The sequence below is a fragment of the Trinickia dabaoshanensis genome (assembly GCF_002879885.1).
In the GTDB taxonomy this organism is placed as follows: domain Bacteria; phylum Pseudomonadota; class Gammaproteobacteria; order Burkholderiales; family Burkholderiaceae; genus Trinickia; species Trinickia dabaoshanensis.
Genome location: NZ_PNYA01000016.1, coordinates 137,236 through 163,500 on the forward strand (window position 1 = coordinate 137,236; position 26,265 = coordinate 163,500).

15 protein-coding genes are annotated in these 26,265 nt (G+C 64.7%); 4 read left to right on the forward strand and 11 right to left on the reverse strand.

Annotation, left to right across the window (positions count from 1 at the left end):
* Positions 1 to 11: 11 nt before the first annotated feature.
* From C0Z18_RS18245 to sctV, 6 genes are all read right to left on the reverse strand, one after another.
* On the reverse strand, positions 12 to 488 hold the full coding sequence (locus tag C0Z18_RS18245; protein ID WP_146014039.1) for a hypothetical protein: 477 nt from the start codon (positions 486 to 488) through the stop codon (positions 12 to 14).
* 99 nt (positions 489 to 587) lie between these two features.
* On the reverse strand, positions 588 to 797 hold the full coding sequence (locus C0Z18_RS18250; RefSeq protein WP_102646822.1) for a hypothetical protein: 210 nt from the start codon (positions 795 to 797) through the stop codon (positions 588 to 590).
* A gap of 163 nt (positions 798 to 960) precedes the next feature.
* Positions 961 to 2,112 carry an FHA domain-containing protein gene (locus tag C0Z18_RS18255; protein WP_102646823.1) on the reverse strand — a complete coding sequence of 384 codons (1,152 nt, stop codon included), beginning with the start codon at positions 2,110 to 2,112 and terminating at the stop codon, positions 961 to 963.
* Positions 2,113 to 2,126: 14 nt separating this feature from the next.
* Positions 2,127 to 4,208: a type III secretion system outer membrane ring subunit SctC gene (gene sctC, locus C0Z18_RS18260; protein ID WP_102646824.1), complete on the reverse strand. Its 2,082-nt coding sequence runs from the start codon at positions 4,206 to 4,208 to the stop codon at positions 2,127 to 2,129.
* Positions 4,209 to 4,240: 32 nt separating this feature from the next.
* The gene (locus C0Z18_RS18265) at positions 4,241 to 4,498 is read right to left on the reverse strand and encodes an EscS/YscS/HrcS family type III secretion system export apparatus protein (protein WP_102646851.1); all 258 of its coding nucleotides are present in this window, start codon (positions 4,496 to 4,498) and stop codon (positions 4,241 to 4,243) included.
* A gap of 44 nt (positions 4,499 to 4,542) precedes the next feature.
* Entirely contained in the window at positions 4,543 to 6,756 is a 2,214-nt protein-coding gene (gene sctV / locus C0Z18_RS18270; protein ID WP_102646825.1) for a type III secretion system export apparatus subunit SctV, read from the reverse strand.
* 240 nt (positions 6,757 to 6,996) lie between these two features.
* Between sctV and C0Z18_RS18275 the strand changes: the two genes are divergently transcribed.
* The 4 genes from C0Z18_RS18275 to C0Z18_RS18290 are packed head-to-tail and all read left to right on the forward strand — an operon-like array spanning position 6,997 to position 10,477.
* A complete protein-coding gene (locus C0Z18_RS18275) occupies positions 6,997 to 7,869 on the forward strand; it encodes a LuxR family transcriptional regulator (RefSeq protein ID WP_102646826.1) in 873 nt (290 codons plus the stop codon).
* Between the two features lie 6 nt (positions 7,870 to 7,875).
* Positions 7,876 to 9,063 (forward strand): type III secretion system cytoplasmic ring protein SctQ, encoded by a 1,188-nt coding sequence (sctQ, locus tag C0Z18_RS18280; RefSeq protein WP_158244260.1) that lies wholly within the window; start codon positions 7,876 to 7,878, stop codon positions 9,061 to 9,063.
* Complete coding sequence (gene sctR / locus C0Z18_RS18285; protein ID WP_102646828.1) at positions 9,056 to 9,715, forward strand: type III secretion system export apparatus subunit SctR; 660 nt, start codon at positions 9,056 to 9,058, stop codon at positions 9,713 to 9,715. Before sctQ ends, sctR begins: the two co-directional genes overlap by 8 nt.
* Positions 9,716 to 9,730: 15 nt before the next feature.
* On the forward strand, positions 9,731 to 10,477 hold the full coding sequence (locus tag C0Z18_RS18290; protein ID WP_102646829.1) for a lytic transglycosylase domain-containing protein: 747 nt from the start codon (positions 9,731 to 9,733) through the stop codon (positions 10,475 to 10,477).
* A gap of 21 nt (positions 10,478 to 10,498) precedes the next feature.
* On the opposite strand, the gene C0Z18_RS18295 is transcribed toward C0Z18_RS18290, so the two are convergent.
* From C0Z18_RS18295 to C0Z18_RS18315, 5 genes are all read right to left on the reverse strand, one after another.
* Complete coding sequence (locus C0Z18_RS18295) at positions 10,499 to 11,614, reverse strand: LysR family transcriptional regulator (protein WP_102646830.1); 1,116 nt, start codon at positions 11,612 to 11,614, stop codon at positions 10,499 to 10,501.
* 65 nt (positions 11,615 to 11,679) lie between these two features.
* Positions 11,680 to 12,636: a DUF979 domain-containing protein gene (locus tag C0Z18_RS18300; RefSeq protein ID WP_102646831.1), complete on the reverse strand. Its 957-nt coding sequence runs from the start codon at positions 12,634 to 12,636 to the stop codon at positions 11,680 to 11,682.
* On the reverse strand, positions 12,633 to 13,400 hold the full coding sequence (locus tag C0Z18_RS18305) for a DUF969 domain-containing protein (RefSeq protein WP_102646832.1): 768 nt from the start codon (positions 13,398 to 13,400) through the stop codon (positions 12,633 to 12,635). Before C0Z18_RS18305 ends, C0Z18_RS18300 begins: the two co-directional genes overlap by 4 nt.
* 109 nt (positions 13,401 to 13,509) lie before the next feature.
* Positions 13,510 to 17,205 (reverse strand): hydantoinase B/oxoprolinase family protein, encoded by a 3,696-nt coding sequence (locus C0Z18_RS18310; protein ID WP_102646852.1) that lies wholly within the window; start codon positions 17,203 to 17,205, stop codon positions 13,510 to 13,512.
* Between the two features lie 256 nt (positions 17,206 to 17,461).
* Positions 17,462 to 26,251, reverse strand: coding sequence for a hypothetical protein (locus C0Z18_RS18315; RefSeq protein ID WP_146014040.1), 8,790 nt, complete (start codon positions 26,249 to 26,251; stop codon positions 17,462 to 17,464).
* Positions 26,252 to 26,265: the final 14 nt, after the last annotated feature.

The window sequence follows — 26,265 nt, forward strand, 5'->3', positions numbered from 1 at the left end:
TCGCGGCGCGATCAGCCGACGTCATTCTTGATGAGCGACTTCGTCGTGCCGGTCGACGCATCCGCGATGTTCAAGCTGAACTGGTATTGCATCAGCATCGTGGTCGCCGAATAGCTGAAATCGGCCATCCGCACCATCGACATCATCGGATCGCTCGAATCGATGAACGACGTCGCATGCACGCCCTGAGAGAACGTCTTATCGAACTTGGCGTCGAGCGCGGCCGTCTCGGTGCGCAAATGCGTGACGACCTCCTCGATGCCGTGCGGCTTGTTCACGCTATGGTGCATCTGGACCGTACCGACGTTGGCGGCATCGCTTCCCGCCACTTGATGGTCGAAATGCTTGGCGTCGGCGGCGCTCGGCGCCTGCGTGGGGGCGGCCGGCATCACCGATGCCGCATTGACGTGCTCGGCGGCCGGCTGATGCACGGCAGACGGCTTATGGACGGCAGACGGCTCGATTGCAGTTATCGCTGGGACGGTCATGTTGATCTCTCTTAATCGACGGCGTATTTCCACCGAAAAGCGCTCGGAGGGCGCCGCCAAGCGGCGCCCCCAGGGACGCGTTCAACGTCCTTGCCATCATCAGGCCCTCGACAGATCCTTCATGTCTTCGCCTTCCGATTTGCTTAGATCGGCCCTCGCCGTGTTCGTCGACGAATCGATTTGGAGGGCTTGCATCGCCTCGGTGAACTTCGCTTGCGCACCTTCCATCGCTTGCGCGTCGATCGTTCCTTGGTTCATATCGTTGATGGACTGATTGGCGGTGCCGCTCACGTTTTGTGTTCCGCTCATCCTTACTCTCCTTTCCGATACTGCGTAAAAATACGCAACCCGTTCCCGGGTAGCGCGCTCCCAATGCGCGTCGCCGCGCTCCAATGCCCGCGCGGCGCCCGCGCGCCACGCCAGCCTACTTTCGGGTACCGCACCAATTGCCTGCGTGCCGTCCCCGCTTCGTTCAGCCCGGCGGCGGCGCGATGGCATGCATCGCGGCACCGCTCACCTGCATGAAGAACCGATCGCTGCCGCGCGAAAACACCACGCCATCCGCGCCGACATGCTGAAGCTCGAGCCCGCCGGGCAAGTGCGATCCCTCGAAATAACGCGCACCGTCCGCCGTCTCGATGAAGCGCGTACCCGTACCGTCGTCGTATACGCCGACGATGTCCGGCACTTCGCCCGCACTCGGCTTCGGCTTGCGCGGGGCTGCTCCCGTATCCTCGTAAGCCACGCGATCGATGACCTGCAACGCGGGCTTCGCGTCCTTCGAAAAATTCGCGACGCGCTGCTGCAACGACCGCGCCCCCGTGCCACCGACGACGACCTTGCCGTGCCCCGCGTAGGCGACGGTGAGCGGCGTATCGCTGAAGTAAAGGCGCGCGGATCCGAGCAACTCGTCGATCACGTACACGTCGCCGACCGTCGTCTGCGGAAAACTCTGCACGAGACGTTGGACACGATCTCGATCCGACAGCGAATTCACATAGCCGAACACCACGAACCCTTCTCCGGTCGGCACGACCTTCACCTCCGGGTAGTCGTGCAGCGCCTCGACGACTTGGTCGAGCCGCTCGGTCGCGCTCGCCTGGAACCAGAACGGATTGGTCGCGCCGATCGCCAGATACGCTCCGCCGGCCAGCACCATGACGCCCCAAAGCGCGGCCAACGTAACCAGTACGCGGCGGCTCGCCGCCCAGGCCGTCCAGGGGTGCTGGGCCAACTGCGCGAGCGCGCCGCCGCGCTTCGCGGCAGGCGCCTCGGGCGGCAATTCGCGCGGTTGCTGCGCCGGCACGATCCCGAGGCGTATCGAGCCCATTTCGATCACGTCGCCATGCCTCAACGCGCGCCGGGCGCTGTCGAGCGGTGCGCCGTTGAGCGACGCCTCGGCTTCGCCGACGTTCTGCACGGTGACGGCGATTTGCCCCACCGAGAGCCGCAGTTGCCGCGGCGAAATTTCCCCGTCGGCCACGATCGCATCGCAGTCGGCCCCCGACCCCACCCAGTTGTCGCCGAGCTTCAGCGCGATCGTGCGGCCGTATAGCGGGCCGCTCAGGAACGAGAGGCTCCATGGGGCCTTGAGGGGACTCGCGGAAGGGGCCGGGGTGTCCATTTATGTCGTCCTCGTCAACGCCCCACCGCCGGGACCCGCGGCTCACGCACGTCGGCATCGGCCAATTGCGTGTGCGTGACCGGCGAGACCGGCGCGCTCGGCCCGCCGTTCCCAAGCGGTCCATTCGCCGCGGTTGCGGACGGGCGATTCGGTGCGGCGGAAACGGGCGCTTGCGGGCGGGCCGCCGGCGCCTTGCCTCGAGCGGGCGCGCTGCCCGGTACCGTCCCTGCGCCCGGCGAGGTATCGTCCAACGCACCGGGCACGACGGTGCGATCGTTCACGCCGCCGCCCGGCGACGCCGAGGGGTTGTACGGCGCGCCCGGATTGGTCGTCTGCCCGTCGAGCGGCGCGGCGCCCGGCTCGTAGGCGTTCGCCAACTCCACGACGCGCGGCGTCAACAGATAGAAGCGGTCGGTGCGATCGCCGGTCTTCGTGGTGTACTTGAACAGATTGCCCACCCACGGGATGTCCTTGAGGAACGGAATCCCGCTCTTGGTGACGTTTTCGTCCTCGTTGTTGAAGCCGGCGATGAGCAAGCTCTTGCCTTCGTCGATCATCGCTTTGGTGACGATGTTACGTTCGGTCACCGCGGGGACGTTCGTCACGGTGATATTCGGGTTCAGTTGGCCATCGTCGATGTTGATCGACATCATCACGCTCGGACGACCCGCATCGGTCACGATTCGCGGCGTGATCTTCACGCTCGTGCCGGTCGTGATCCCATAGAGGGAGGAGTCCTGGTACCCCGCGACCTGAACGTAAAATTCCGTCAAGTTTTCGAGGATGGCCTCGTTGTTGTCGAGCGTGAGTACGCGCGGCTTGGACAACGTCTTCGCCTGGCCCTTGTTCTCCAGTGCATTGATGCGGGCGAGGAAGTAATTGAGCATCGACCCGCCCACCGAGGCCGTCAACGCGAGGCCCGCCGGCACGGTCGCGCCCGTTTGTCCCGCTTCCGTCGTGTTGTTGAACGTGAGCGGCGGGTTCGTGCCGTTGCCGAATTGAAGGTCGCCATGTTTCGTGTGCAGGCGCCAGTCGACGCCGACCGAATCGAGCGCGTTTTCGTCGATGTCGATGATCGTGAGGCTCAACTCGATGAGGCGCGGGCGGGCGTCGAGCGTCGAAATCAACTGCGCGTACTGCGGCATATGCTCGGGCACGTCGCGGATCAGCACCGAGTTCGTCCCGGAATCGGCCACGATCTGCGGCAGCGATACCGGCGCGCCCGCATAAGACGGGCTCAAGCTCAAGCCGCCGGTCGAACTCGACGTATCGTCCCCCGCGACGCCGCCGTCATAGCCGCCGTTGCTCATGGCGCTACCCGCGGCGCCACCCATACCGATGCGAGGCACCCCGATGGTGTCGCCCGAAGCGAGCTTGACCTGACGCGTCGCGTCGGTTATCCGGCCGCCCCCCGGCAGGCCGTTGCGGCCGCCGTTCTTGCCGTAGAGCTGCGAGAGAATCGTCGCGATCCCCGGAATCTTCACCGCCTTGCCCGAGCGATTGATATCGAAGTCCGACGCAAACGCATAGCGCAGCGGGAAGGCATGGATTTCCGCACGATCGAGCCCGCGCGAGGGGTCCGCCAACGTCTGGATCGCTTGCCTCACGAGTTCGATATAGCGCTGCGGGCCGGACGCGTAGATCGTATTTTCCCGATCGCTGATGATGAGCGGGAAACGCTTGTCGGGAATCCGCATCGCCTGCAGCGTGCGCGAGAGCTCCCCCGCGCTGCCTCTCGGAATCGGAAACACCTGCGTCTGCGCATCGGTCGCGCGGCCGATGTAGAGCAGCGAACCGTCGTAGTAGTACGTTAGCCCGTAAGTCGCGCACACGGTGCGCAGCGTGGCAAGCGGCGTCCCCGAAAAGTTGCCGCTGATCGTGCCTTCCACCTTGTCGTCGATGACGGCCGTCACGCCTTGCGCGGCGGCGAGTTCGCGGATGAAGTCCGACACCTTCTTGCCATCCGCGACGATCGTATAAGGCCGTTCGCGCCACTGAAGCTCCGCCCCCCAGGCGGCGTTCGTGCTGGTGAAAGCGCTCGCCGCACAGACGACGAGCGGCACGAGCGCAACGTGCCGCGGCAGCGTGGCGCGCATGAGATTTGCCAGCACAGCAAGTGTTCTTATTCTCAAAACAACCTCGCAAAGGACTGCTGACCAAACAGCAACACCGAGCGGCCGATCCAGCCGCCCACCAAAATCAACGTCACCATCACCGCGATCATTCTTGCGGCCATCCCGATCGACTGGTCCTGCACTTGCGTGATCGCCTGCGCCACCGCGGTCACGAGCGCCACGCAAGCGGCCACGAGCACCACGGGCAACGACAGCATCAACACGAGCAGCAATGCCTGGCGAGTGATGTCGAGAATCGTCTCAGTAGTCATTCGATGCTTAAGTTCGAGCTTGCGTCCGGCCCGCGCCGCGGGCTTCATTCAGCCGGGTTCGACACCCAGCCGATCGTGTTGAGCTGCACGTCTTCCTCGAGCTCCTGGTACGACAACACGGGAACGTCGGGCAACACGGCCGCGAGCGTGGTGCGCACGTAACGCCTCACGTTGAGCGATACCACCACCGCCACGCGATCGGCCGCACCGTCGGCCTTACGGCCGCGCGGCCGCATTTCGCTGAGGCCCGCGCGGCCGTTGAAAATCGTGCGTGCCTGCTGGCAGACGTTCTCTTTGATCCCACGCGCGAGCCCGAGGACGTTGCCCGTGCGCGTGCGCACGACCGCCTCTTCGAATCGCGTCTGCAGCTTCGGCTCGAACAGAATCACGTCGAGCTTGCGGCCGCTACCCGCATAGCGATCGGAAATCATGCGCTTCAAGTCGACGCGCACGAGTTCGACGAGTGCGATCGTGTCGTCGGGCTCCTTGGGGGCCCAGGTGATCATGCTTTCGAAAATGATGCGCAGGTTCCGGATCGGAATGTCTTCCTGCAACAGACGACGCAGTACCTCGGTCACACGCTGCAGCGGAACGACACGCGTCAACTCGCTGACGAGTTCGGCGTGATCGCGGCGCACCAGGCGGATCAGTTGCTGCGCCTCCTGAATGCCGATCAGCGAGGCCCCGTGCTTACGCACGACGCTCTCCACGTGCTCGGCGATGATCGTCTCGGAACGAAGCCCGGCGGCCCCGATCTCGTCGGTCGATGACGCGCCCTCGGCACTCGCGCCCCTGCCGGCCTTACCCTTGGCGGGCGCCGTCAGTGCCTGCGCAGGCAACCACACGACTTGCTGGAACGGCCCGAACGCCTCGCCCGGCTCGCGCTCGATGTGTTCGGGAAGCGGCGTTACCCCGTCCCACAGCCGTTTGTCGGGGCGCACATAACCGGACGACGCCAACACGTCCTGCACGAACACGCGGTAAGCGTTCTCCGGCAGGGACCCATCGAAGCTCACGTGAACCCGCGGCAGAATCGGCCCGATATCCGCGTCGACGCTCGTCTTCGCCTGTGCAAACGCCTCTTGCAAGCGCACCAGATTGATATGCGACGAGAGCCCGCGTGCGAGCGTAATCGCCAGCGGCGCGGTAATCCCCGACGTGTGAAGATCGATTCTCGCTTCCTCGCCGTCGTCGGCAGGCGGCTCCGCGAGCGAGATCAACTTCAGCGGCGGCATCGTTTTACGCCGGCGCAACAGCAATGCGCCGCCACCGCCGATCGCCGCCGCCAACGCCAGAAACGACCACGTCGGAAAGCCCGGCACGACCGCGAACGCAAGCAGCACCGCCGCGGTAATCAGCAAGGCGCGCGGATGCGCCGTGATCTGCTTGCCGATTTGCTCGCCGAGCTGACTTTCGCTGGCATCGCGCGTCGCCACGCGCGTCGTCACGATACCGGCGGCGATCGAAACGAGCAGCGACGGAATCTGCGATGCCATGCCATCGCCGACGGTCAGAATCGCGTATCGATGCAACGCATCGCCGATGCTCATGTCCTTCATCAACGTGCCGATCGCGATACCGGCCAGGATGTTGATGAACGCGACGATGACGCCGGCGATCGCATCGCCCTTCACGAACTTCATCGCGCCGTCCATGGCGCCGTGCAACTGCGATTCCTGCTCGAGCCGCTCGCGTCGTTGCTTGGCCTCATCCGAATTGATGATGCCCGCGCGCAGATCGGCGTCGATGCTCATCTGCTTGCCCGGCATCGCATCGAGCGAAAAGCGGGCGCCGACTTCGGCCACGCGCTCCGAGCCCTTCGCGATGACGACGAACTGGACGATGGCGATGACCAGAAACACGACGCCGCCCACGACGATGTTGTTGCCGACGACGAGGTGACCGAATGCATCGATGACGTGGCCCGCCTGCGCGTTGAGCAAGATCAGCTTGCACGATGCGATGTTCAGCGACAGCCTCAACAGCGTCGTGAAGAGCAACAGCGCCGGAAACGACGAAAAGCTGACGGCCGAGGGCAGATACGTGGAAACCGTGAGCAGAACGATGCTGACGGCTAGGTTCAAGGAAATCAGCCCGTCCATGACCGCGGTCGGCAGCGGCAAGACGAACAAAGAGACGACGATCGCAACGAAAGCCGCCAACGCAAGATCGTAGGGCCTCGTAGGACGACGCACGTCGTCGGCGCCGCCGACCGCGCCCGGCCACCACTGCAGCAACCGTTTTTGAAGCCCCGCCATAGCTCGCCCTTGCCCTGAACATTCGTGGATATTCGACAGTCAGTTTAAAAGTTCGCTACTCCCTGTCTCAAGCGCGAGTCTCGTAGTGCAACGACGCATCCACGCAAATGAGTAGGGTGAAGACTACTGAACTGGCCGGTTTTAGGGCCGCGAAGGGACAGATATAGTGGTTGCCATGCAAATTGCCGCGTACCGGGCGCTCCATCCTCCCGACTACGCACTTCCATAGAGGAGATCCGCATGTCGCGTCCCGTGCCCCGCAAAGGCGTATCGAAGGTCGGCGATGAGCGGGCAGTCAGACGAGGGATCGACATCATCGAGCTCGAGGATTGCCAGCTTTTGGTCAGTGAGGCCGTCAGCCCACCCGGCGAGCCGTCCGGCGGGGACCGCGGGTCCGAGATTGCGAACGACCTCGCCGGCGCCATGTCGCCCGACGAGCGAAGGCAGTTGATTCACGTAGCCTTGCGCACGATCGGCTTCGATTGGCTCTGTTACTGCCGCCTCACACGGCTGGGCGAGCTCGTCAACCGCGTGCAATATTTCCACCCCTGCTCCCCGCCCGGCTGGGCGCAGCGTTATGTGGACAAGCGCTACTTCGAAATCGATCCACGCATGGCGTTCGTTTGCCGGCACGACTGGCCGCTCGTCTGGGACCATACGATGCTGGCGCACGACGGCGGCGCCGACGAGCGAGGCGAACGCTTGCAGCAGTTTCTCGACGACCTCCAGGAAAGCGGTATGCGCAGCGGCATCGCGTTCGGGCTCGTCGATCCGGGCAGCCGCGAACACAGCGTGATGATCTTCAGCTCGGCCAACCCGACGCGCGGATGGATCAACGACCACACGGTCGGCCAGGCCTATGCGGTCGGGCTCGGCATTCATGCGTTCCTAGCCGGGAAAGTATGGGAAGCCGAAAAAGAGCCCGCTCTTTCGGAAGTGCAGCGGCGCATCCTGAAATTTACGGCAAGCGGCATGAGCGACCGCGAAATCTCCACCCAGTTGAACATGTCGATCAGCAACGTGGACTACCACATGCGGCAGATCCGCAAGAAGTACGGCGTGCTCAACCGCGTACAGCTCGCGTATCTTGCCGGGCGTTTGCTCGTCGCCTGACCGATCGTGTCCGCCACCGCGCTTCACTCGCCGCGTGCGGCGCCCGCTCAGTCGAATGCCTCGTCAAGCGCCGCGCAGTCGTTGACCAATGCCGCATCGCTGCCGCGCGTCGCGCCGGTAGCCGCGCATGCGCTCAATCGCGCCTATGCGTGGCCCTCCCCGTTCGCGCTGACGCTCGAAAAGGGCCGCTACGAGCTCAGATGGGATGCCGAAGCGCAAGTGAACGGGCCCGCGCGCGTGTATCCGTTCACGTTCGGCCCCGCCGAAGGCCGGCTCGTGCTCGATGCGATCGGCGAGCGCGAATTGATCGGCGAGGCCGCGAGCGACCGCGTGCCGGCCGGCGTCCGCGCCGCGCTGATGGCCGATGCGCTGGCCCCCGTCATCGATGCGCTCGAGCGCATGACGCGGCAGACGCTCGATATCGGCGTGGCGGACGAGTCCGTCGTCGACGACGTGTCGCACGAGCGCGCGGCCTTGCGTTTTCGCGTGACGAAAATCGGCGGCAACTGGTGTTGCCACGGTGCATTGCGCTTCGCGGACGAACGTTATCTCGGGATCGCCTGCCCGCAAGATCCGCCGCAACCGGCGCTCGCAGCCGACGATTTCGACGATCTGCCCATTGCGCTTCGCGTCAGTATCGGCAGTTCGGTCCTGACCGTGGGCGAATTGTGCGTGATTGCCCCCGGCGACATCGTCAGTATCGAGAAGTGGAGTGCCGCCGGAGCGGGATTGCGCTGCACCGCCACGACGCCGGACGGGCGCATGACATTGTCCGGCAAGGCGGCCGGCACACGCATCGTCATTGAACACATCGAGGAGAATTCCGTGGCTGACAACCCGCAGGGCGATGCCGCCGCACCGCGCCGGCCGGCTGCAACGCCGGTCTCCGCCGTGGCGGCCCAGGCCGCCGCGGCAGACAAGGCGGCACCGCCCGCTGCCGCGGCGCCGCCGGTTTTGACTCGAATCGACGGTCTCGAGGTGCGCGTCACGTTCGAACTGGACGAGCGCTCGATGTCCCTACGCGAGCTGAAGGCGCTCAAAAGCGGCTACGTGCTCGAACTCGATCAACCGCTGAATCAAAGCACCGTGCATATCCGCGCCAATGGCGCGCTGGTCGGTCATGGCCACCTGATCGCCGTCGGCAATCGCCTCGGCATTCGCATCGCCAGCTTCGCCGAGGGCAAAGATGAGTAGTCTGCCGAGTCCCGTCTCGATGATCGCGCTGATCGTCGCGATCGGCATCGCGCCGTTCGCGGCGCTCATGGTCACGAGTTATACGAAGCTCGTCGTCGTCCTAGGGTTGCTTCGTACGGCGCTCGGCTTGCAGCAGGTACCGCCGAACACGGTGTTGAACGGTATCGCGCTGATCCTGACCATCTACATCATGTCGCCCGTTGCCTCGACGATTTTCGACAACATGCAACAGCAGCACGTGCAAGTGGGTAGTTCGATGAGTGTCGACGACGTCCTGTCCATCGGTCAGGCCATCGGCCCGCCCTTGAAGAAATTCCTCGAGCAGCATACGGTGCCGGCCGAACGCAATTTCTTTCAACGTTCGGCGACGGCCATCTGGCCCTCCGCGCGCGCGGAAACGCTCAAATCGGACGACATGATGGTGCTCGTGCCGAGCTTCATGCTATCCGAGCTCACACGCGCATTTCAGATCGGCTTCGTGATCTACGTCGTGTTCGTGGTCACGGATCTCATCATCGCCAACGTGCTGCTGGCGCTCGGCATGCAGATGATTTCGCCCACCACGATCTCCGTGCCGTTCAAGCTGCTGCTGTTCGTGATGCTCGACGGCTGGTCGCTGCTCGTGCACGGGCTGGTGATGTCGTATCACTGACGAGAGGAGTGGACCATGCGTCGATGGCTGTGGTTGCTCGCATTGCAGGCGACGCTCCTTGCCGGTGCCGCGCATGCCGCCGATTTTCTTTCGCTGGCGCAGCGTTGCGCGCCGCAGGTCGACCCGCATACGATGGCGGCCATCGTCAGCGTGGAGTCGGGCTATAACCCCTATGCGATCGGCGTGGTCGGCGGTCATCTCGTGCGGCAACCGGCGAGCGAAGCCGAGGCATTGGCCACCGTCCGGATGCTCACGCGGCTGAATTACAACTTCAGCCTCGGGCTCGCGCAAGTGAACCGCTACAACCTGGCACGCTACGGCGAGACGGTCGAAACGATCTTCGAGCCGTGCGCCAATCTACGCGCAGCCGCCGCGATCCTCAGCGAATGTTTCACCCGCGCCGTTCATGTCGACGTGAACGAACAAGCCGCGCTTCGCAAGGCGATCTCGTGCTACTACAGCGGCAACTTTTCCACCGGCTTCACGCAAGGCTATGTCGAGCGCGTAGTCGACCATGCGGGTACCGACGTCAGCACGGAGGTCGCCCCGATCCCGCTTGCGCGAGGCAGCTCGCCGGGGCGGCCGGCGGCCTCGCGTGGCAGCACGGACGATGCGCGCGCGGCCGGGGGCAAGAGCACTCATACGGCGCTGGCCCTGTCGCGCGGGCCCGGGCGGTCGCGCTGCTCGCCCGGGATCGTCGTGATATCCGATTGCGAAAGCGACGGACTGCGGAACAACGGCTCCATCAAGATATTGCATTAGGGCCTGCTCGCCCTAATCGCCCTAATCGCTACCGGTGTCCGTCTCGGGCGTCGTCACGAGCCCGTCCGTTCGGCTCGCCGCCGTTCGCGGCGCTTTCGTGGCGGCCGCATCGCGCCGCGGCGTGGGCTGAGCGGCGTCCTTTGCCTCTCGATGGACCGCGTAGGCGGCGCAACGCTCGGGCGCCGCCATGCCCCCGCGCAAGCCGAAGCTTCGGTCCATTGCGCTCTGCAACCCGTCGACGTACTTGCCCACGGCCTCCGTTGCGATTTCGATGAGCCGCTGCGGCCACGCGACTTCCACGCTCGAACGCCACGCCGCGACGAAAGGCATCGGCGGCGGCACGTCGGGGCAATTGATGACTTGCAGCGATCCGTCGAGCACCAGGTTCTGCACGAGCGCGAGCGGCATGACCGCCACGCCAAAGCCGTCGTGAGTCAGCTTGGTCATCGCCGCGACCGAGTTGACGCAACTGATCCATGCCTCGCTGATGCCCTGCGCCTCCAGCATCCGCATGAGGTCCTGGTGCGGCCGTGAATGACGCGAGAACGTGATGATCCGCCCCCGCGCCAACGAGCGCAGCGTGACGGGCGCCGCGGCGTCGCCCAGTTGCAGGGCGGCCAGCGGCTCGGGCGCCGAGATCCAGCCGTACGGCAATTGCAGCAGCTCGATGCTGCGGATCGTCTCGTCGCGCAAAAGATCGGTTTGGAACACCATGTCGAGCATGCCGCGGCGCAACTGCTCGTTCAGGTTCAAGGCCGTATCGACCGTGACCTCGATATCCAGATTCGGATACAACCGCGTGACATCGGTCACGAAATCGATGAACCACGAATGGACGGCGCTATCCATCGCGCCGATGCGGATCGTGCCGAATGCGAGCTTTTCGTCGCGGATCGAAGTGCGCAGGCGCGTCATCGTCTCCGCGATGTGCTCCGCGTAGTGAAGCACGCGCTCACCCTCGCGCGTGAGCACGACGCCCTTGGGATCGCGGATGAAGAGCTTGGCGTCGAGCTCCTGCTCGAGCACGGAGATGCGGCTGGAGATCGCCGCTTGCGTGGAGTGGAGCTTGTCGGCCGCAAGACTGAAGCTACGCAGCCGGGCGACCCAGATGAACGTCTCCAAGAACCTCAGATTCATTGCGCTTCCCCTGCGTAGGCCTCACCGGCGCGGCGCCGGCGAAAAACCGCCGGCGCTCGGCCATGCTACAAGAACAGGAAGATGTTCAACAAAACGATGTTGACGGTCAAGAGCAAGATCGCGGTCGGTACTTGGGCACGGATCACGCCGTATTTGTCGGGCAGTTCCAACAGCGCCGCCGGCACCATGTTGAAATTGGCCGCCATCGGCGTGAGCAGCGTGCCGCAGTAACCCGAGAACATGCCGATCGCCACCATCGGCGCCGGATTGCCGTGAAATACGCCGAGCAGCACCGGCACCCCTACCCCACCGGTCATGACCGGAAAGGCGGCGAACCCGTTACCCATGATCACCGTAAATAGGGCCATGCCAATGCAATAGACCGCGACGGCCACGAACCGCGAGTCGAGGTCGATGTAGGACGTCGTCAGATGGGCCACGGCCTTGCCGACGCCCGCGTCGGCGAACACGATGCCCAGCATGCCGAGCATCTGCGGCAAAACGACGGCCCACGACAGCGCGTCCACGAGCCGCCGTCCTTCCTTCATCGATTGACCGACGGAGTCACGCGTGAGCACGCAGGCCACGATCAGCGCCACGATGCAGCCGATGCCGAACGCGACCAGCGTGGTCGAGCTCGGCTGCAAGAGCGGCTTGCCGCCGAACACGAGATGACTCGCGCTGAGCGTGCCGATGACGGTGACGAGCGGAATCGTCAGCGCAGGCAGGAACAGCTTGTTGCCCAAACGCGCGGCGCTGGCGCGGCGATCCGTTTCGCTGCGCTGGACCGGCTTGGCGCTCGTCACGCCGCCGAAGCCGGCGACGAGCGCCATCACGATGACCGCCAGGCCCACGACGGGCGCCGGCAACCAGTCGCCGATCAGGAACACGAGGCCATACAAAATCCAGAAGCCACCCGCCAGCAAGCGCTTCGGATGCGCGCGATCGGTGACGATCATCCCACCGACCACGAGCAGAAAGAGGCCGACGATCCAAAAGAAGTGAGTGATGGTGAGCGTCATGCGTTTTCTCCTTGCGAGGCGACGGCCGAAGATTGAGCCGTCGGGCTCGGCGGCGCATCGGGCTTACCGGCGGTGCGTCCGCCGAGTTCCGCGGCGAGCGAGCGATCGAGACGGTACAGGCGCGCGGCATGGATGATGAACGCCGCCAAGGCCGTCGGCATCCCCCACACCGCGACATGCATCGGCGCCACGACGACGCCCGCTTCCTTCAGGAACGTGACCATCAGCACGATGGCGCCGAACGCGACGAAGATGTCCTCGCCGAAGAACAAGCCCACGTTGTCGGTTGCCGCCGCGAACGCGCGAAGGCGATAGCGCACGGCGTCCGATAGCGGCCCGAAGCGCGACTGCGCCGCGCCCTCGGCCATCGGTGCGACGAGCGGCCGGACCATCTGCGGATGGCCGCCCAGGCCCGTCAGGCCCAACGCGGCCGTAATTTCCCGCGCAAACAGATAAACGATCAGCAAGCGCCCCGGCGTAGCCGCCTTGATGCTGCCGATCCACATCTGTGCACGTTCGCGCAGCCCGTGCCGCTCGAGCAGACCGATGACGGCCAACGGCAGCAAAATGATCAGCGGAATCATGCGCGTCTTGATGAAGCCCGTTCCCAGCGCGGCGAGGATCGCCTGAACCGGAAAACCGGCCGCGGCACCCGTGGCGATGGCCGATACCGCCACGATCAACATCGGATTGAAGCGCAACACGAAGCCCACGACGATCACGGCGACGCCGATCAACGGATATAAATTGACCCCTGTATGCATGGTTTGATCTCCTCCTGTTCATCTGGCCGGTGCGATATGCGTCGCATCCGGCCAGCCATTGGCTCGAACGACAAAATGAACGACCTACCCCTCATGGAGCGAACTCACGTCACTCCGCGAAACCATACCCACCGCCTCCCGGCGTTTCGATGACGAATACATCGCCGGCCTCGACCACGGTCGTGTGCGTCGCGCCGAACCGGTCGATCGCGCCGTTGGCGCGCTCCACCCAATTACGACCGGCTTCGCCGCTCTTACCGCCCGCCAGACCGAACGGCGCGACGCGACGGCGGTTGGCGAGGATGTTGGCCGTCATGCGGCGGGTGAAGCGAATGCGGCGCGTGGCGCCGTCCCCGCCGCTTTGCTTGCCGATGCCACCGCTGCCCGGGCGGATCGCATGCTGTTCGACGAGCACCGGGAAGCGCCATTCGAGCACTTCGGGATCGGTCATCCGCGAGTTGGTCATATGCGTCTGCACGGCCGAGGTGCCGGGGTGGTCCGCACCCGCTCCGGAGCCGCCGGCGATCGTCTCGTAGTACTGATGCGTGTCGTCGCCGAACGTGAAGTTGTTCATCGTGCCTTGCGAGGCCGCCATCACGCCCAGCGCGCCGTAGAGCGCATCGGTGACCGTCTGCGACACCTCGACGTTACCGGCCACGACCGCCGCCGGATACGCGGGGTTCAGCATGGAGCCGTGCGGCACGACGAGATCGATCGGGCGCAACACGCCTTCGTTCATCGGAATGTCTTCGTCGAGCAGCGTGCGGAACACGTAGAGCACGGCAGCCTTGCAGACGGAGCGCGGCGCGTTGAAATTCGTCTGACGCTGCGGGCTCGTGCCCGTGAAGTCGACGCGAGCCTGCCGAAGCTCGCGATCGATCGTCACCTTGACACGCACCGCGGCGCCATCGTCCATCTCGTAGCTGAACTCGCCGTCGGCCAGCTTGCTGATCGCGCGGCGCACGGCCTCTTCCGCGTTGTCCTGCACGTGCTGCATGTAGGCGAGGACCACGCCGGCGCCGTAGCGGTCCACCGTGCGCAGCAACTCGGCCGCGCCCGATTCGCACGCGGCGACCTGAGCGATGAGGTCGGCGATGTTTTGATCGACGTTGCGGCTCGGGTACGGGCCGGCTAGGAACAGCTTGCGCACCTCGCTTTCGAGGAAACCGCCGCCCTCGACGATCTTGACGTTATCGAGCAGCACGCCCTCCTCGAGGATCGTCGTGCTGTTCGGGGGCATCGAGCCCGGCGTGATACCGCCGACGTCTCCATGGTGGCCGCGCGCGGCCACGTAGAACAGCAGCTCCGAACCCGCGCGGTCGTACACGGGCATGACGACCGTGATGTCGGGCAGGTGCGTGCCGCCGTTGTACGGCACGTTCAGCATGAACACGTCGCCCGGCTTGAGCGTGCCGCCGTGCTGATTGATGACGCAGGTGACGCTGTCGCTCATCGAGCCGAGATGCACCGGGATATGCGGCGCGTTCGCGATCAGATTGCCGGCTCGATCGAAGATCGCGCACGAGAAATCGAGCCGCTCCTTCATGTTGACCGAGTACGACGTCTTCTCGAGCGTCGTGCCCATCTGCTGCGCGATCGACATGTAGAGATTGTTGAAGATCTCGAGGTGCACCGGGTGGCGCTCGGTCGTGATCGACTCGGTCAGCCGCGGACGCTTGGCCGAATCGATCCATTCCGCCTCGCTGCGCTGCAGGATCAGCGAGCCGTCGTCGAGCATATTCGCGCTCCAGTCGGCCTGCAGCACGATCGTGGAGATGTCTTCACTGATCAGCGCGGGGCCGTGGATCGTCGAGCCGGGGCGCAGATCCTTGCGCACGAACAGCGGCACCATGCGCGCATGGCCGTCGAAGAACATTCGGACGCGGTCCTCGTGCGCCATCCCGCGATCGCCGCGCGACGGCGTCGCCGAGGCGGCGAATGCCACGCCCGGCAGCGAGGCCGATTGCTGCGTCGCGCCGACCGCTTCGACCGCGATCGATTCGATCACGAGCCTGCGGTTCTCCATGACGAAGCCGAAGCGCTTGCGGTGCAGCGACTCGAACGCGTGGGTCATGCCCGCCGCATCCGAGAACGCCACTTCGAGCGTCGAATCCGTGTCCTTGTACTTGAGTCGTGCCGTACGGTAGGCGCTCAGGCGCTCGCGCGGCACGCGCTGGCTCAGGATTTCCGCGGTCGCCTCGCGTTCGAGCGCCTCGAAGCCGGCGCGCAAATCGTTGACCGCGGCCGTATCGAGCAGCGCTTCGACCGCACGCTCGCGCACGGCCCGCTGATCGGCGAGCCCCATGCCGAACGCCGAGAGCACGCCGGCGAACGGATGCAGCACGACGCGGCGCATGCCGAGCGCTTCGGCGACGGCGCAAGCGTGCTGGCCGCCGGCACCGCCGAACGCGCCGAGCGCGTAGTCGGCAACGTCGTGGCCGCGTTCGACCGAGATGGCTTTGATCGCTTGCGCCATGTTGTCGACGGCGACGGCGAGAAAGCCTTCCGCCAATGCTTCGGGGCTCATCTCGCGGCCCGAATCCTCGCGCACGGTTTTCGCCAGCGCCTCGAACTTCTGGCGCACGATCGCGGCATCGAGCGGCAAATTGCCGTTCGGCCCGAATACGTGCGGGAAGTGAGCGGGCTGCACTCGGCCCAGCATCACGTTGCAGTCGGTGACGGTCAGCGGGCCGTTGTTGCGATAGCATGCCGGGCCCGGATAGGCCCCCGCCGACTCGGGGCCGACCTTCAGACGACCGTTCTCGTAGCTGCAGATCGAGCCGCCACCGGCCGCCACCGTGTGGATGTCCATCATCGGGGCGCGCACGCGTACGCCGGCCACCTTCGTTTCGAACACGCGCTCGTAGGCCCCGTCGTAGTGGGCGACGTCGGTGGACGTGCCGCCCATGTCGAAGCCGATGACCTTGCGCTCGCCTGCCGCCTCGCAGGTCTTGACGACGCCGACGATGCCGCCCGCCGGGCCGGACAGGATGGCGTCCTTGCCTTGGAAGCGATCGGCATCGGCGAGACCGCCGCTAGACTGCATGAACATGAGGCGCACGCCGCCGGTCTGACGCGTCACTCGACCGACGTAGTCGCGCAGAACCGGAGACAGGTAAGCATCGACGACGGTCGTATCGCCGCGACCCACGAGCTTCATGAGCGGGCTCACTTGATGGCTCACCGAAATCTGCGAGAAACCCGCTTCGCGCGCAAGCTCGGCGACGCGCAACTCGTGCGCGGGGTAACGGTAGCCGTGCATCAGCACAATCGCGATCGAGGTGATGCCGTCGGCGCGCGCTTGCTCCAGCATGTTGCGTGTGGCCGCTTCGTCGAGCGGCTTGAGCGTGCGGCCGTGCGCATCGATGCGTTCATCGATTTCGGCGACACGCTCGTACATCAGCGACGGCAGTTGGATGTGGCGCGCGAAAATATCCGGACGCTCTTGATAGCCGATGCGAAGTTGATCGGCGAAGCCGCGCGTGATGGCGAGCAGCGTGCGCGCCCCTTTACGCTCGAGCAGCGCATTCGTGGCCACCGTGGTGCCCATCTTGATGACGTCGATCTTTTCTTGCGGGAGCGGCTCGTCCGCGCTCAATCCGAGCAGATCGCGCATGCCTTGCACGACGGCGTCCTGATAGCGGTCCGGGTTTTCCGACAACAGCTTGTGCGTGATGAGCCGGCCGTCGGGACGGACGGCGACGATATCCGTGAACGTGCCTCCACGGTCCACCCAGAACTGCCACTTGCCGTTGCCCGATTCGCCGTTGCCCATCGAGCTGCCTTGTTGCGTTGCGTCGTTCATCGTTGCGTCCCCATCATCTGAGCCGTCGCCGGACGGACCGCCGGCGCACGGTTGCTTACCCATGTTTGCTGGGATTGATTCTCGATGGGGGAATGCGAGTAAGCGAGCTAGAAAAATAAAATTCGGCCATCAAAAAAATTTGTACCCCTCCCTTCCCGGCGGCAGACGTGACGAATCGCAGCCATCTTCGTGGACGGCTGCGATTCGCTTGCCGCTGTCTCGGCCAAGGGCGGCGTTCAGTCACGCTTGCGCGCCGTCAGCCGATTCGGATCACGTCCCCTACATAGATGAGATTCGGGTCGCCAGTCGCGCCGGGTTCGGGGGTGCCGCCATCGAGCGAGCTGAAGTCGAACTCCGGGTTGAGCAGCTCGAAGCGCTTCCAGGCACGCTCGTCCTTCTGGACCGCATCCATGCCCGATGTGTCGATCTCCTTGACGATCGTGCTTTCGTACTCGTCGAAGATCCCAGCGAGCGTATCGCCGCGCTTCACTGTGACCGTGGTCGGGCTTGCCGACGGAGTTGGGGGCGTGGACGAGCCGGGAGCCGGGGTCGTAGACGGCGATGGAGTCGCAGATGGCGAAGCGCTCGCCGACGGCGTAGGCGTTGCGGATGGCGAAGCGCTCACCGATGACCCGGGCGAGTTCGTCGGTGTCGTCGACGGCGCGTTGCCGGGCCCTGTGGCGGGCCGCTGCGGCGGATGTTTCTTAGGTTGGTTCTGAGCAGCCAACCAGGTCCCCAGCGACAGCGTCGCAAGACCAGCCGCGGCCAACAAGGTCGCCTTCGGAATGCTCCGCGGCGCACCAAGCCCTTCGGCATAGACGGGGTTATTGTCCTTAACCCCGACCTTCTTCACGAGTTTGGACTGCGCCGCATTCTTCACTCCCATGAGATCCGCGCCTTTGGCAAGGATCGATGCGGTCTTGACTCTGATCGGCACCACCTTTCTCGCGCTCCACCAATCGGACTCGGCGCCCACCGCGGTCCAGGCGATCTTGGTAGATGCGGCGCCTGTAACGGCCGCTCCGACCGTCAAGACGGCATCGGCCAAGATCGAACCCGTACCGGTCGCCAGGTTGTATACCGACTGCCCGGCAAGCATCAGATTACCGATTGCAATACTCGGCCAGGCGCCGTAGTTCATAAACTCGCGTACGCCCTGCGCTTCGGCAAGGTTCTTGCCGAATAGGCCACTCGAGCCTGCGAGTAATTGGTAGCCCGCGAACAGACCATTGCCGAATATCAGCGGGAATCCGTAAAGATGGGTCAAGGGGTCTTGCCCGATGCCATGTAAGGACGATAAGACGCTAGCGCTATAAGCCGCGGACGTGAGCAGCGAGGCCACGGCCCCCGGATAAGTCATCGGATTGGTTAGCTCGAACGAAGCGACCGCGCCTCCCGCCGCCTGATCGGACTTCGCAATCGTGTTGGCCGTGGCACCGGCGATCTTCATTTGGCGCATCTGACCGGACTCGCCCACCATCCAGTTAACCGTAATGTTCCTAAGGAAGTCCATATCCGCGCCCGCTCGGCCAAACACGGTTTTGGTGCCCGTAGGGCCTTCGAGCCGGGCCGAGTTGATCGCCCCCGACGCCGTCACCGCGTGCTTGAACCGCTGCGATTGCAGTTTGAATACGCTGCTGTTACTGAGGATTTGCTCGAGCGTGAATTCCACCGCCTTCCGGTTCAGTTGCGTACTCCCGACGCGTCCAGTCGAGTAGACCGCGCGCAATAACAGCGCAACGGTGCTCGCTGCCGGAATGATCATTTCATTATGTACACCGGCCGCCGCAAGCGCCGTCATGGCCACCCAACTGGCGGCGGCGCCAACCATACTCGTCGCCGCAATCATCACGTTGCGCTTTGTGTTTCGAGCATTCTTGAACGCCTCGTTGTCCGCCTGGCGCCTGTCGATGAGCGTACGGACGCTCATCTCGCAAAGCTGCTGCCCCCGTGTCTTACCGATATTCGCTGCTTGCAGCCCCTGCTGCATCGCACCTTCCGTGAACACGAGGCCGCCATTTGCCGCTTGCTGCTCGGCTATCCGCTCCAGATCCGCGCGTGACAGGGCCGGTCCATTGAACCACTCCTGCGCTTTGGCGCGCGCTTGCTCCAGATAAGTGCCAACGTTGGCCACGTTCTGCGCGCCCGTTTGCGTCACCGGATCGGGCCCAGCCGCGCTCGATTTTGCCGGCGCATTGACAGCGGCTGGAGGGTCGGCCTCGTCGACGCCGTATTTACTGGCGACGAGCGACCCTGTGCGATCTTGGCCGGACGCCTTCGCCACGTCCACCGGCGACACGGACCGGCCCTTCTCCAGGCGCATAGCCAAGAGAGCGAGATCCAGCGACGATGACTGCAACTGCAGGCTGCGAGGCAGCGATTCGGCCGGTTGGGCAAATCGATGGCCGGTATTGGCGCCCGGCGGTACCCACAGTTTGCCGCGCGCAATGTCGTTCCCCGAATAGACATCCGACGGAGGCGGACCATCGGGCGTCACGCCGGGGTGCATAAGCTCGTAATTTGCGACCCATGCGTCCAACCGATTCCGCTCGACGTCCGTCATCTCTTGGATGTGCTGCTGAAGAACCGGGTCATCGCTATGCGCCATGCGGTACGTAAACCAATCCTGCGCGGGCTTCGTGTTTTCATGTATATCCGCGAAATAGCCCCCCGCGTACCGGTTGAACGCTTCGATATCGATTTTGTGCAACTCGCGCAGCATCGCCTGGTGCTCAGGGCCGTACCAAGGGGCCACCATTTGGGCATGCGTCTGGATGTTCAAGGTATCGCCGCCCTGCCCGCCGATCCCCATCGCGATCAATTCCGCAGCAGCCTTTGGATCGCTGAAGAAATCGGCTTGAGCGGGCGCCCACGAGGCATCCATCCCGACGTGGCCGAGCAGCGGATGCGTCGAGACCCACTGTACGAACTCCATGTGCAGTTTGAATTGCTCCCCCCAATTGCCCAGGCCGAAAAAGTGAGCCCAGGTAACGGGAACCGGAATCTGACGTCGCGCGGGGTCATTGATAATCGCACGTACGTCGGCGTCGGTCAGGACGAAGTCCGGGTTATCGAGGTCATAACCGGTCAGGTCGTAAGCCCCCACGCGCATAAACATCTTGATCGCTTCCGACATGTGGTGCACACCGCTCGGCGACCTAATCGGATGTGCGTCGCTTCCGAATTCGTTATCTCCCGCGTCCCAATGTACAGTGGTGTGAAGGCCAGCATCGCGGATGCCATTCATCAAATTGATGCTTGCCGGACGCCGACCGTCCATCCCCGTTTCACCATAACCGACCGGTCTCCAAAAGCGCCGCCGTGGGCGCCCTCGCAACGCGAACATCACCTCCTTGGCCCAAGGGTTGACCTCGCCGCCCTCCAAGTGAAGGTCCGGATATTTCAGCTTCAACCTCGCAATATATTGCGAGACCGAAAGGGTCACGCCGTCCTTCGTTTTCACACGCCCATAGGCGGCAGGCTCGAGACCCGAGAGGCATGGGATGAAATCCGCGCGCTGTTCCTCCGGCATGTTGTAGATTTCGTGCAGTAGCTTCTCGTCTTGTGCCAGCGTCGGGGAAACATCCAGGGCGCTGTGTTTGGTGTAACCAGCCTGATTGCCCGACAAGTTCTTCGTGCCGTAAGGTAGCCCGACCAGCCTTTTCCGGATGCGGGTCTTCCCGGTTACAAGAGACGGGTCCATCGCTCCGATGCGCGATCTCTTCCAATAAGCTTCCGGCCCGCCTGAAGCTAGTTTGGCGAACGTCTGCCAGTGCTCGTGGCCCATGACGGCGTCTTCGCGCCCCTCCGCGGCGTCCGTCATCGGTATGTCCACGCGGCGCGAGTTGTCCAGCACGTTCTTGTTCGGGTAGATGCCCGGGTCCTTCTTCGATCCGAATCTGTCGCTCAGGTCCATTACCGTTTTCAACAACCCGAGCGCCCTATAGCGCAGATCCGGATTTTCATTGTCGTGGTTCGCGTACTCGGGGTCGACGTACTCGGCGCCCGGAGGTTTCGGCAGTTCGTGATAGTCGAGATACCAATGGCGAGCGGTGAATGTGTCGCCGTTGGCGAGATCCTCGCGCGGGCGCGTCGAAACGACGACAGCGTGTTCGTAGCCGGCCGGTGCGGCGCCAAAGTGTTCGTCCCGATGGATCGGGTCGGAAACTTGTGTCGGACGTCCGCTGCGCCAGTCCACCTCGCGCGCACCCGCGGGGATACATCCGTGCGCGATGACGTCCCCGTCGGCGATAGTGAGCACATCGCCCGCCTTCTTGCTCGGCACCTGCACCACGTACACATAGGCGTCCGCCGGTTCGTTCAAATCGCCGACATAGAGCATCGACCGAGCCGTGGACCAAGCGTTCGCTCCGATAACGACGTGGTCATCGCCGTTCGCCCGCCAAAACAGGCTAGGAGCGTCCGCGAACCTAGCAAACTCCGGCTCGCCGTCCGGGCTGACTCGCCGATAGGGCTTGCTGTCGTCCGGATTTACCTTATCCGGCAAAGGACTATCCGCGTTGCGTGAAGGGTTGGATGAGTCGATCCCCAACTCGCCCAGCCGCGTTTTCGTATGCGTGCGCAACGCACCCGCCACATCGAAATCGGGTCCCGCCGCTGCGACATCGGCCAGCGCATCCTGATGCGCAAGTGCGATCGCGAATGCCCGCAAGTGAAGCCCGCTTACGTCACCGTGATCGCCGACGGGCCCGAGCGCAGCAACACGGTCCGGGTCCGTCTCGGCCAGGCCGGCAAGAAGCTCTTGTGCCTTGGCGATCTGCTCGTCGGTCGGCTCTTCGATGCTCGATACGCCGCGCATGTGCGGCGCAGCCATCGGCGGTTGAACGTCGTCGAAATGATCGGGATGCGCTTGCTGATATTCGTGCAAAGCGTCGATTACGCGGTCGCGGTCTTCGGGCGTAACAACGGAAACCGAGAGTCTGTCCGTGCGCGCTGCGAGTGACGTGGGGCCCGCGACCGTCAGATCGGCTACACCCGGGTGGTCCAGCGGGTTGCTATCGACCACACCGACCAAATGCTTGGCGACATCGAGAACGTGTTCAGGGCGTGGGTTGACGAAGATCCGATGTCCGATCGCTCGCGGCGTCGGACTCACTGCCGTGCGACGGCTCAAACGATAGTCCGCCGTACCCAGCGATGGGTCTTTGGACAATTTAGCGTCGAGACTGGAAAAAAACGGCTGGCGCTCACCGCTCGGCCTTAGCACCGTAGCCTCTGCACCGTCTGGACGATACTGCGAAAGCTTATAAAGGTTGCGCAGGTATCGCTTGGGCGAGATGCCGGCGACCCGCGCCTTGCGTGACGGCGCCTTGGACGACTGACGCATCAGAGCATGGACGTCGTCGGGCGACGAGGCGCTCGCCTTCAGCACCCGGCCGAGCAAGCCGTCAAGCGATGCTTGCACTGCCGCCGCTTCCTCGGCCTCGGCCTTCGCAATCGCCTGCTGTGTTTCGTAGGTGCGCAGCGGCGTCGGGTCGAAGCCCGGTGTGCGCCGCGCGCGGTCGCCCGCGAGTACCGGATCGGGTTCGTAGGACGTGTCGGTGCGAACCGGAACGTGCTTTGCTCCCAGGGCCTGCACTTCCTGCACCGCATTGTCGTCGCCGCCAAAGTACAGCGCTTGATCGGCGATGTCGGAGATGTGCGCCGGCGCGGCGTCGCCCGACACGCGCACGACGTAGTTGCTCTTGGCGGTGATGCTGCCGCGGACTTGATCCGGGACCAAGCCGGCCGTCTCGACGCCCAATGAATGGGCGGCGTCGTACACCATCGACCCGATACCGTCGTTTGCGCGAGACACGACGAGCACGTTCTGCGCACCGTGTTGGTTGACGATGTCGGTCAGCTTGGCGAGCACATCGGCGGCCGCGGCGTCCGGCTGTGCGTAACCCCTTCTGTAGAAGCCGCTCACGTAGACCACATGCTTGCGGCTACTCGAGGCGTAGTTTTTCAGCCATTCGATGCTGACGATCCGCTGGCGGCTGGCTGCCGTAGTGGATAGCGTCGCCGGGTCAGGCTTGGCCGGGGCTGTTGCAGCACTGACAGGCGAAACAGCCTGGTTGCTCTCGCTTGAAGAGCCCGATGCCGCCGCGGCGGCCGGTGCAACTTTGGCACGCCGGTTCTTGCCGCCGCGGTTCTTGCGGCCGTTTCCGCCTTCGGCGTTCTGGCCATTGGCGTTCTGGCCGCCGGCGTTCTGGCCATTGCCGTGTTCCGAAGTGGTCGTCGCGGCGGGTGCGCTCTGAGAATGGCCTTGGAGCGAAGACGAGCTCGCCGCATTCGCGTCGGGGTTGCCGCTCGCGGTCGCCGGCTGTTGTGGGCTTGCACCTCCGAGGTTGGGGAGCTTGCCGGGATCCGCAGTCAGAAAGCTCACCGGGCCTTGGGCCGGGACACCATGGTTCGCGCCCGTTCCGCTGCCGGGCACCGCATTCGGCTTTGCCGCTGTCGCCGATTTGCCCTGTTCCGTGTTGCCGGCACCCCCACGTGAGCGTCGCTCCTCCTGACCCTGGTCAGGGCCGCCCGTCGCACGTTGCGGCTCGCCCGAACCTTGCTTCTGCGGGTCCTGCCCAGCGCCGGGGGCCGAGCCTTGCCGCGCCGCGGTTGCCGGACTGCCGATGGGTATTCCGGTCGGCGTTGCCTGAGTTTGCGCGGCCGGATCGCTACCGCGGTGTTGACCGCTGGAGGACTGGCTTTGACCGCGCTGTGTGGTGCCGAGCCCGCTCTGCCGTTGCGGCGCAGGCGAGCTTTGAGCCGCCTTGTTCGGGTCGGAGTTGCTGCTCGCAGACGCTCGGTGTTGTTGACCGGGGCTGCGGATATCGACCTCACCGGGGTTCTTGGTCACAAAACGGGACAAGTCTTGATGCGCGGCAGGCTGGGGCACGCCCGTTCCGCCGCCAGGCACCGCGGTTGCCGCTGCACTCGACTGGCCTACTTGTGCTTTACCGCCATCGCCGTTCGAACTGCGCCGCCCTTCACCCTGCTCAGCCCCCCCAGTCACACGTTGGGGCTGCCCCGAACTCGGCTTCTGCGGGTTCTGTCCGGCACCACTTATCACGCCCTGCCGCTGCTGGGAGGGCGCAGTCTCATCCGTGCCGGCGCCGGCCCCCCGGGACGCGGTGCTCACGGCCGGAGCGGCCGGATGGCTACCGGTGGTTTGACCGCTGGAGGGCAGGCCATTGCCGCGGTCCGCACCGCTCGCCATATTCTGTCCACCACGTTCGGGCAGGACTGCAGGCGCGCTTTCTCCTGCCTTGTTCGCCTCGGCGTTGCCACTCGCGGCCGACCCGTGCTGCTCGTTCGCGCCTTCGCCGGCAAGCTTGCCAGAATCTGCGGTCGTCGCCCCTGCCGCGCCTTTAGCCTGGGCAGGACGCGGCGTACCCGTCACGCCGCCGGGCGCGGCGTGTGCCGCTGCCGCGGCGGGCACACTCGGCTCGCCTTGTTCCGTCTGGCCGCCGCTGCCATCCGCACTTTGCCGCCCCGTGACGGGCTCTGTTCCACCGTTCCCGCCGTGCGACTGAACCCGGGGCTGTGCACCGGCCGTCGTGACTTGTGCGGGCGCAGCCGGTTGGTTCGTGTTGCCGCCATTGACCTCCGAACCTTGCCCAGCGCTGCCGGGCTCCGCTCCACCAACGTTGGCGGACTGCGGCCCACTCTTCGACGCGGACAGCGGGCGTCCGCCCGTAGCCTGATTCGGCGACGCCGACGCAGCGGATTCATTTCCCGGCGCCGCCGACACATTCCCTTCCCCGGCCGGGGCGGCCCCTTCCGCTGAACCGCTCGTGCTTCCTGCAGGCATGGGATTAGTCCCCGCGGTCGAAGGACTCGCGGCTTGCGTTTCAGGCGCATCGGCGCTGCCGCCAACGGGCGTACCCGTCGCGGTCGTCTTTCCCGAAGGCACAGTTGGTGCCTCACCTTGGCCGCTGAATGCCGCAAATGTTACGGCTCTCGAGTTCGGGCCTGTGCCATCGAATCCGTTAGGTATGGAGCTCGGGTCGTTGGGATCGCTCTGATTTTGGCCTCCGCCCGTGCCGTTGCCCTGGGCCGCCCCTCCGACCGTCGATTGCCCTGTTCCCGATGCGGTGCCTGCGCTTGTCTGTGGCCCGCCGGCCTGGGCCGCCCCTGCCTGTTGCTGCGAGTTCGAGTTCGGACCGGCAACGCCCGATGCAGGCGTGCCGGTCCCGCTTGCGGGGCCTTGCCCGGCGCCAGTCTGTTGGGTGCCGGATCCACCCGTCTGTCCTCCCTGGTTTCCTGCACCACCGCCGCTTGCGCCCGTGCCACCGCTCGTACCGGTAGCGGGCACGGCCGTGTTCGCACCCGAACCGCTCGTTCCGCCAGATGGTGGAACCGGATTCGACGCAGTGGACAAGGGGGGCATCACGATCTTGCCAGCGGCGCTGTCTCCTTCCTCGGGCCCGTCGGCGATCACGGTCGAATCGCCGTTAATGTTTTGAAGAGCGCTGCCGGGGTTCGTCGTCGCAAAGTTGAGCGCCGCCGTTTGGGGCTCGCCGGCTGCGGGGTCGGTAGCCGCCCCGTCCAGGTTCGTGTTGTTCGTTACGCCTTGACTCGGCGCGGTGCCGGTCGTGCCGGTCGCGCCGGTCGTGGTAGCCGACTTGCCCGAGCCGTCCGACGTAAACGCGGCGTTCGCAACGGTGGTTGCGGCGGCTGCGGCGCCGTTCGGTGTCGGGACCTCGTTGCCTGCGCTATCGCCGCCCTGACCGGTGCGACTGCCCGCTGCGTTGCCACCGGTTACCGGGGCGGACGTCACTTCGGTGCCGCTACCTTGCGGCGGTTTCTCCGGCCGCAACTTGGCTACCGCGATGCCCACGCCCATCGAGCCGGCCGATGTGAGGAACTGCGCCCACTGATACCCGCTTGCCTGATCTCCGAGCTTCTTGAGCTCATCGTACTGGTGCAGCATCGAGACCGCGTTGATCGCCGCGGCTCCCGCGCCCACAAGCCTCATTGCAGTGCCGGGCTTATAAATCTCGTCCGCCAGCGCCAGTTTCTTGCCAATCGACGTCGTACGCGTCACAACCCCGCCCATGC

Excerpts from the sequence above, each read along its gene's own strand:
- C0Z18_RS18245 (WP_146014039.1), bottom strand. The coding sequence starts at position 488 with ATGACCGTCCCAGCGATAACTGCAATCGAGCCGTCTGCCGTCCATAAG.
- C0Z18_RS18250 (WP_102646822.1), bottom strand. The coding sequence starts at position 797 with ATGAGCGGAACACAAAACGTGAGCGGCACCGCCAATCAGTCCATCAAC.
- C0Z18_RS18255 (WP_102646823.1), bottom strand. The coding sequence starts at position 2,112 with ATGGACACCCCGGCCCCTTCCGCGAGTCCCCTCAAGGCCCCATGGAGC.
- sctC (WP_102646824.1), bottom strand. The coding sequence starts at position 4,208 with ATGCGCGCCACGCTGCCGCGGCACGTTGCGCTCGTGCCGCTCGTCGTC.
- C0Z18_RS18265 (WP_102646851.1), bottom strand. The coding sequence starts at position 4,498 with ATGACTACTGAGACGATTCTCGACATCACTCGCCAGGCATTGCTGCTC.
- sctV (WP_102646825.1), bottom strand. The coding sequence starts at position 6,756 with ATGGCGGGGCTTCAAAAACGGTTGCTGCAGTGGTGGCCGGGCGCGGTC.
- C0Z18_RS18275 (WP_102646826.1), top strand. The coding sequence starts at position 6,997 with ATGTCGCGTCCCGTGCCCCGCAAAGGCGTATCGAAGGTCGGCGATGAG.
- sctR (WP_102646828.1), top strand. The coding sequence starts at position 9,056 with ATGAGTAGTCTGCCGAGTCCCGTCTCGATGATCGCGCTGATCGTCGCG.
- C0Z18_RS18290 (WP_102646829.1), top strand. The coding sequence starts at position 9,731 with ATGCGTCGATGGCTGTGGTTGCTCGCATTGCAGGCGACGCTCCTTGCC.
- C0Z18_RS18295 (WP_102646830.1), bottom strand. The coding sequence starts at position 11,614 with ATGAATCTGAGGTTCTTGGAGACGTTCATCTGGGTCGCCCGGCTGCGT.
- C0Z18_RS18300 (WP_102646831.1), bottom strand. The coding sequence starts at position 12,636 with ATGACGCTCACCATCACTCACTTCTTTTGGATCGTCGGCCTCTTTCTG.
- C0Z18_RS18305 (WP_102646832.1), bottom strand. The coding sequence starts at position 13,400 with ATGCATACAGGGGTCAATTTATATCCGTTGATCGGCGTCGCCGTGATC.
- C0Z18_RS18310 (WP_102646852.1), bottom strand. The coding sequence starts at position 17,205 with ATGAACGACGCAACGCAACAAGGCAGCTCGATGGGCAACGGCGAATCG.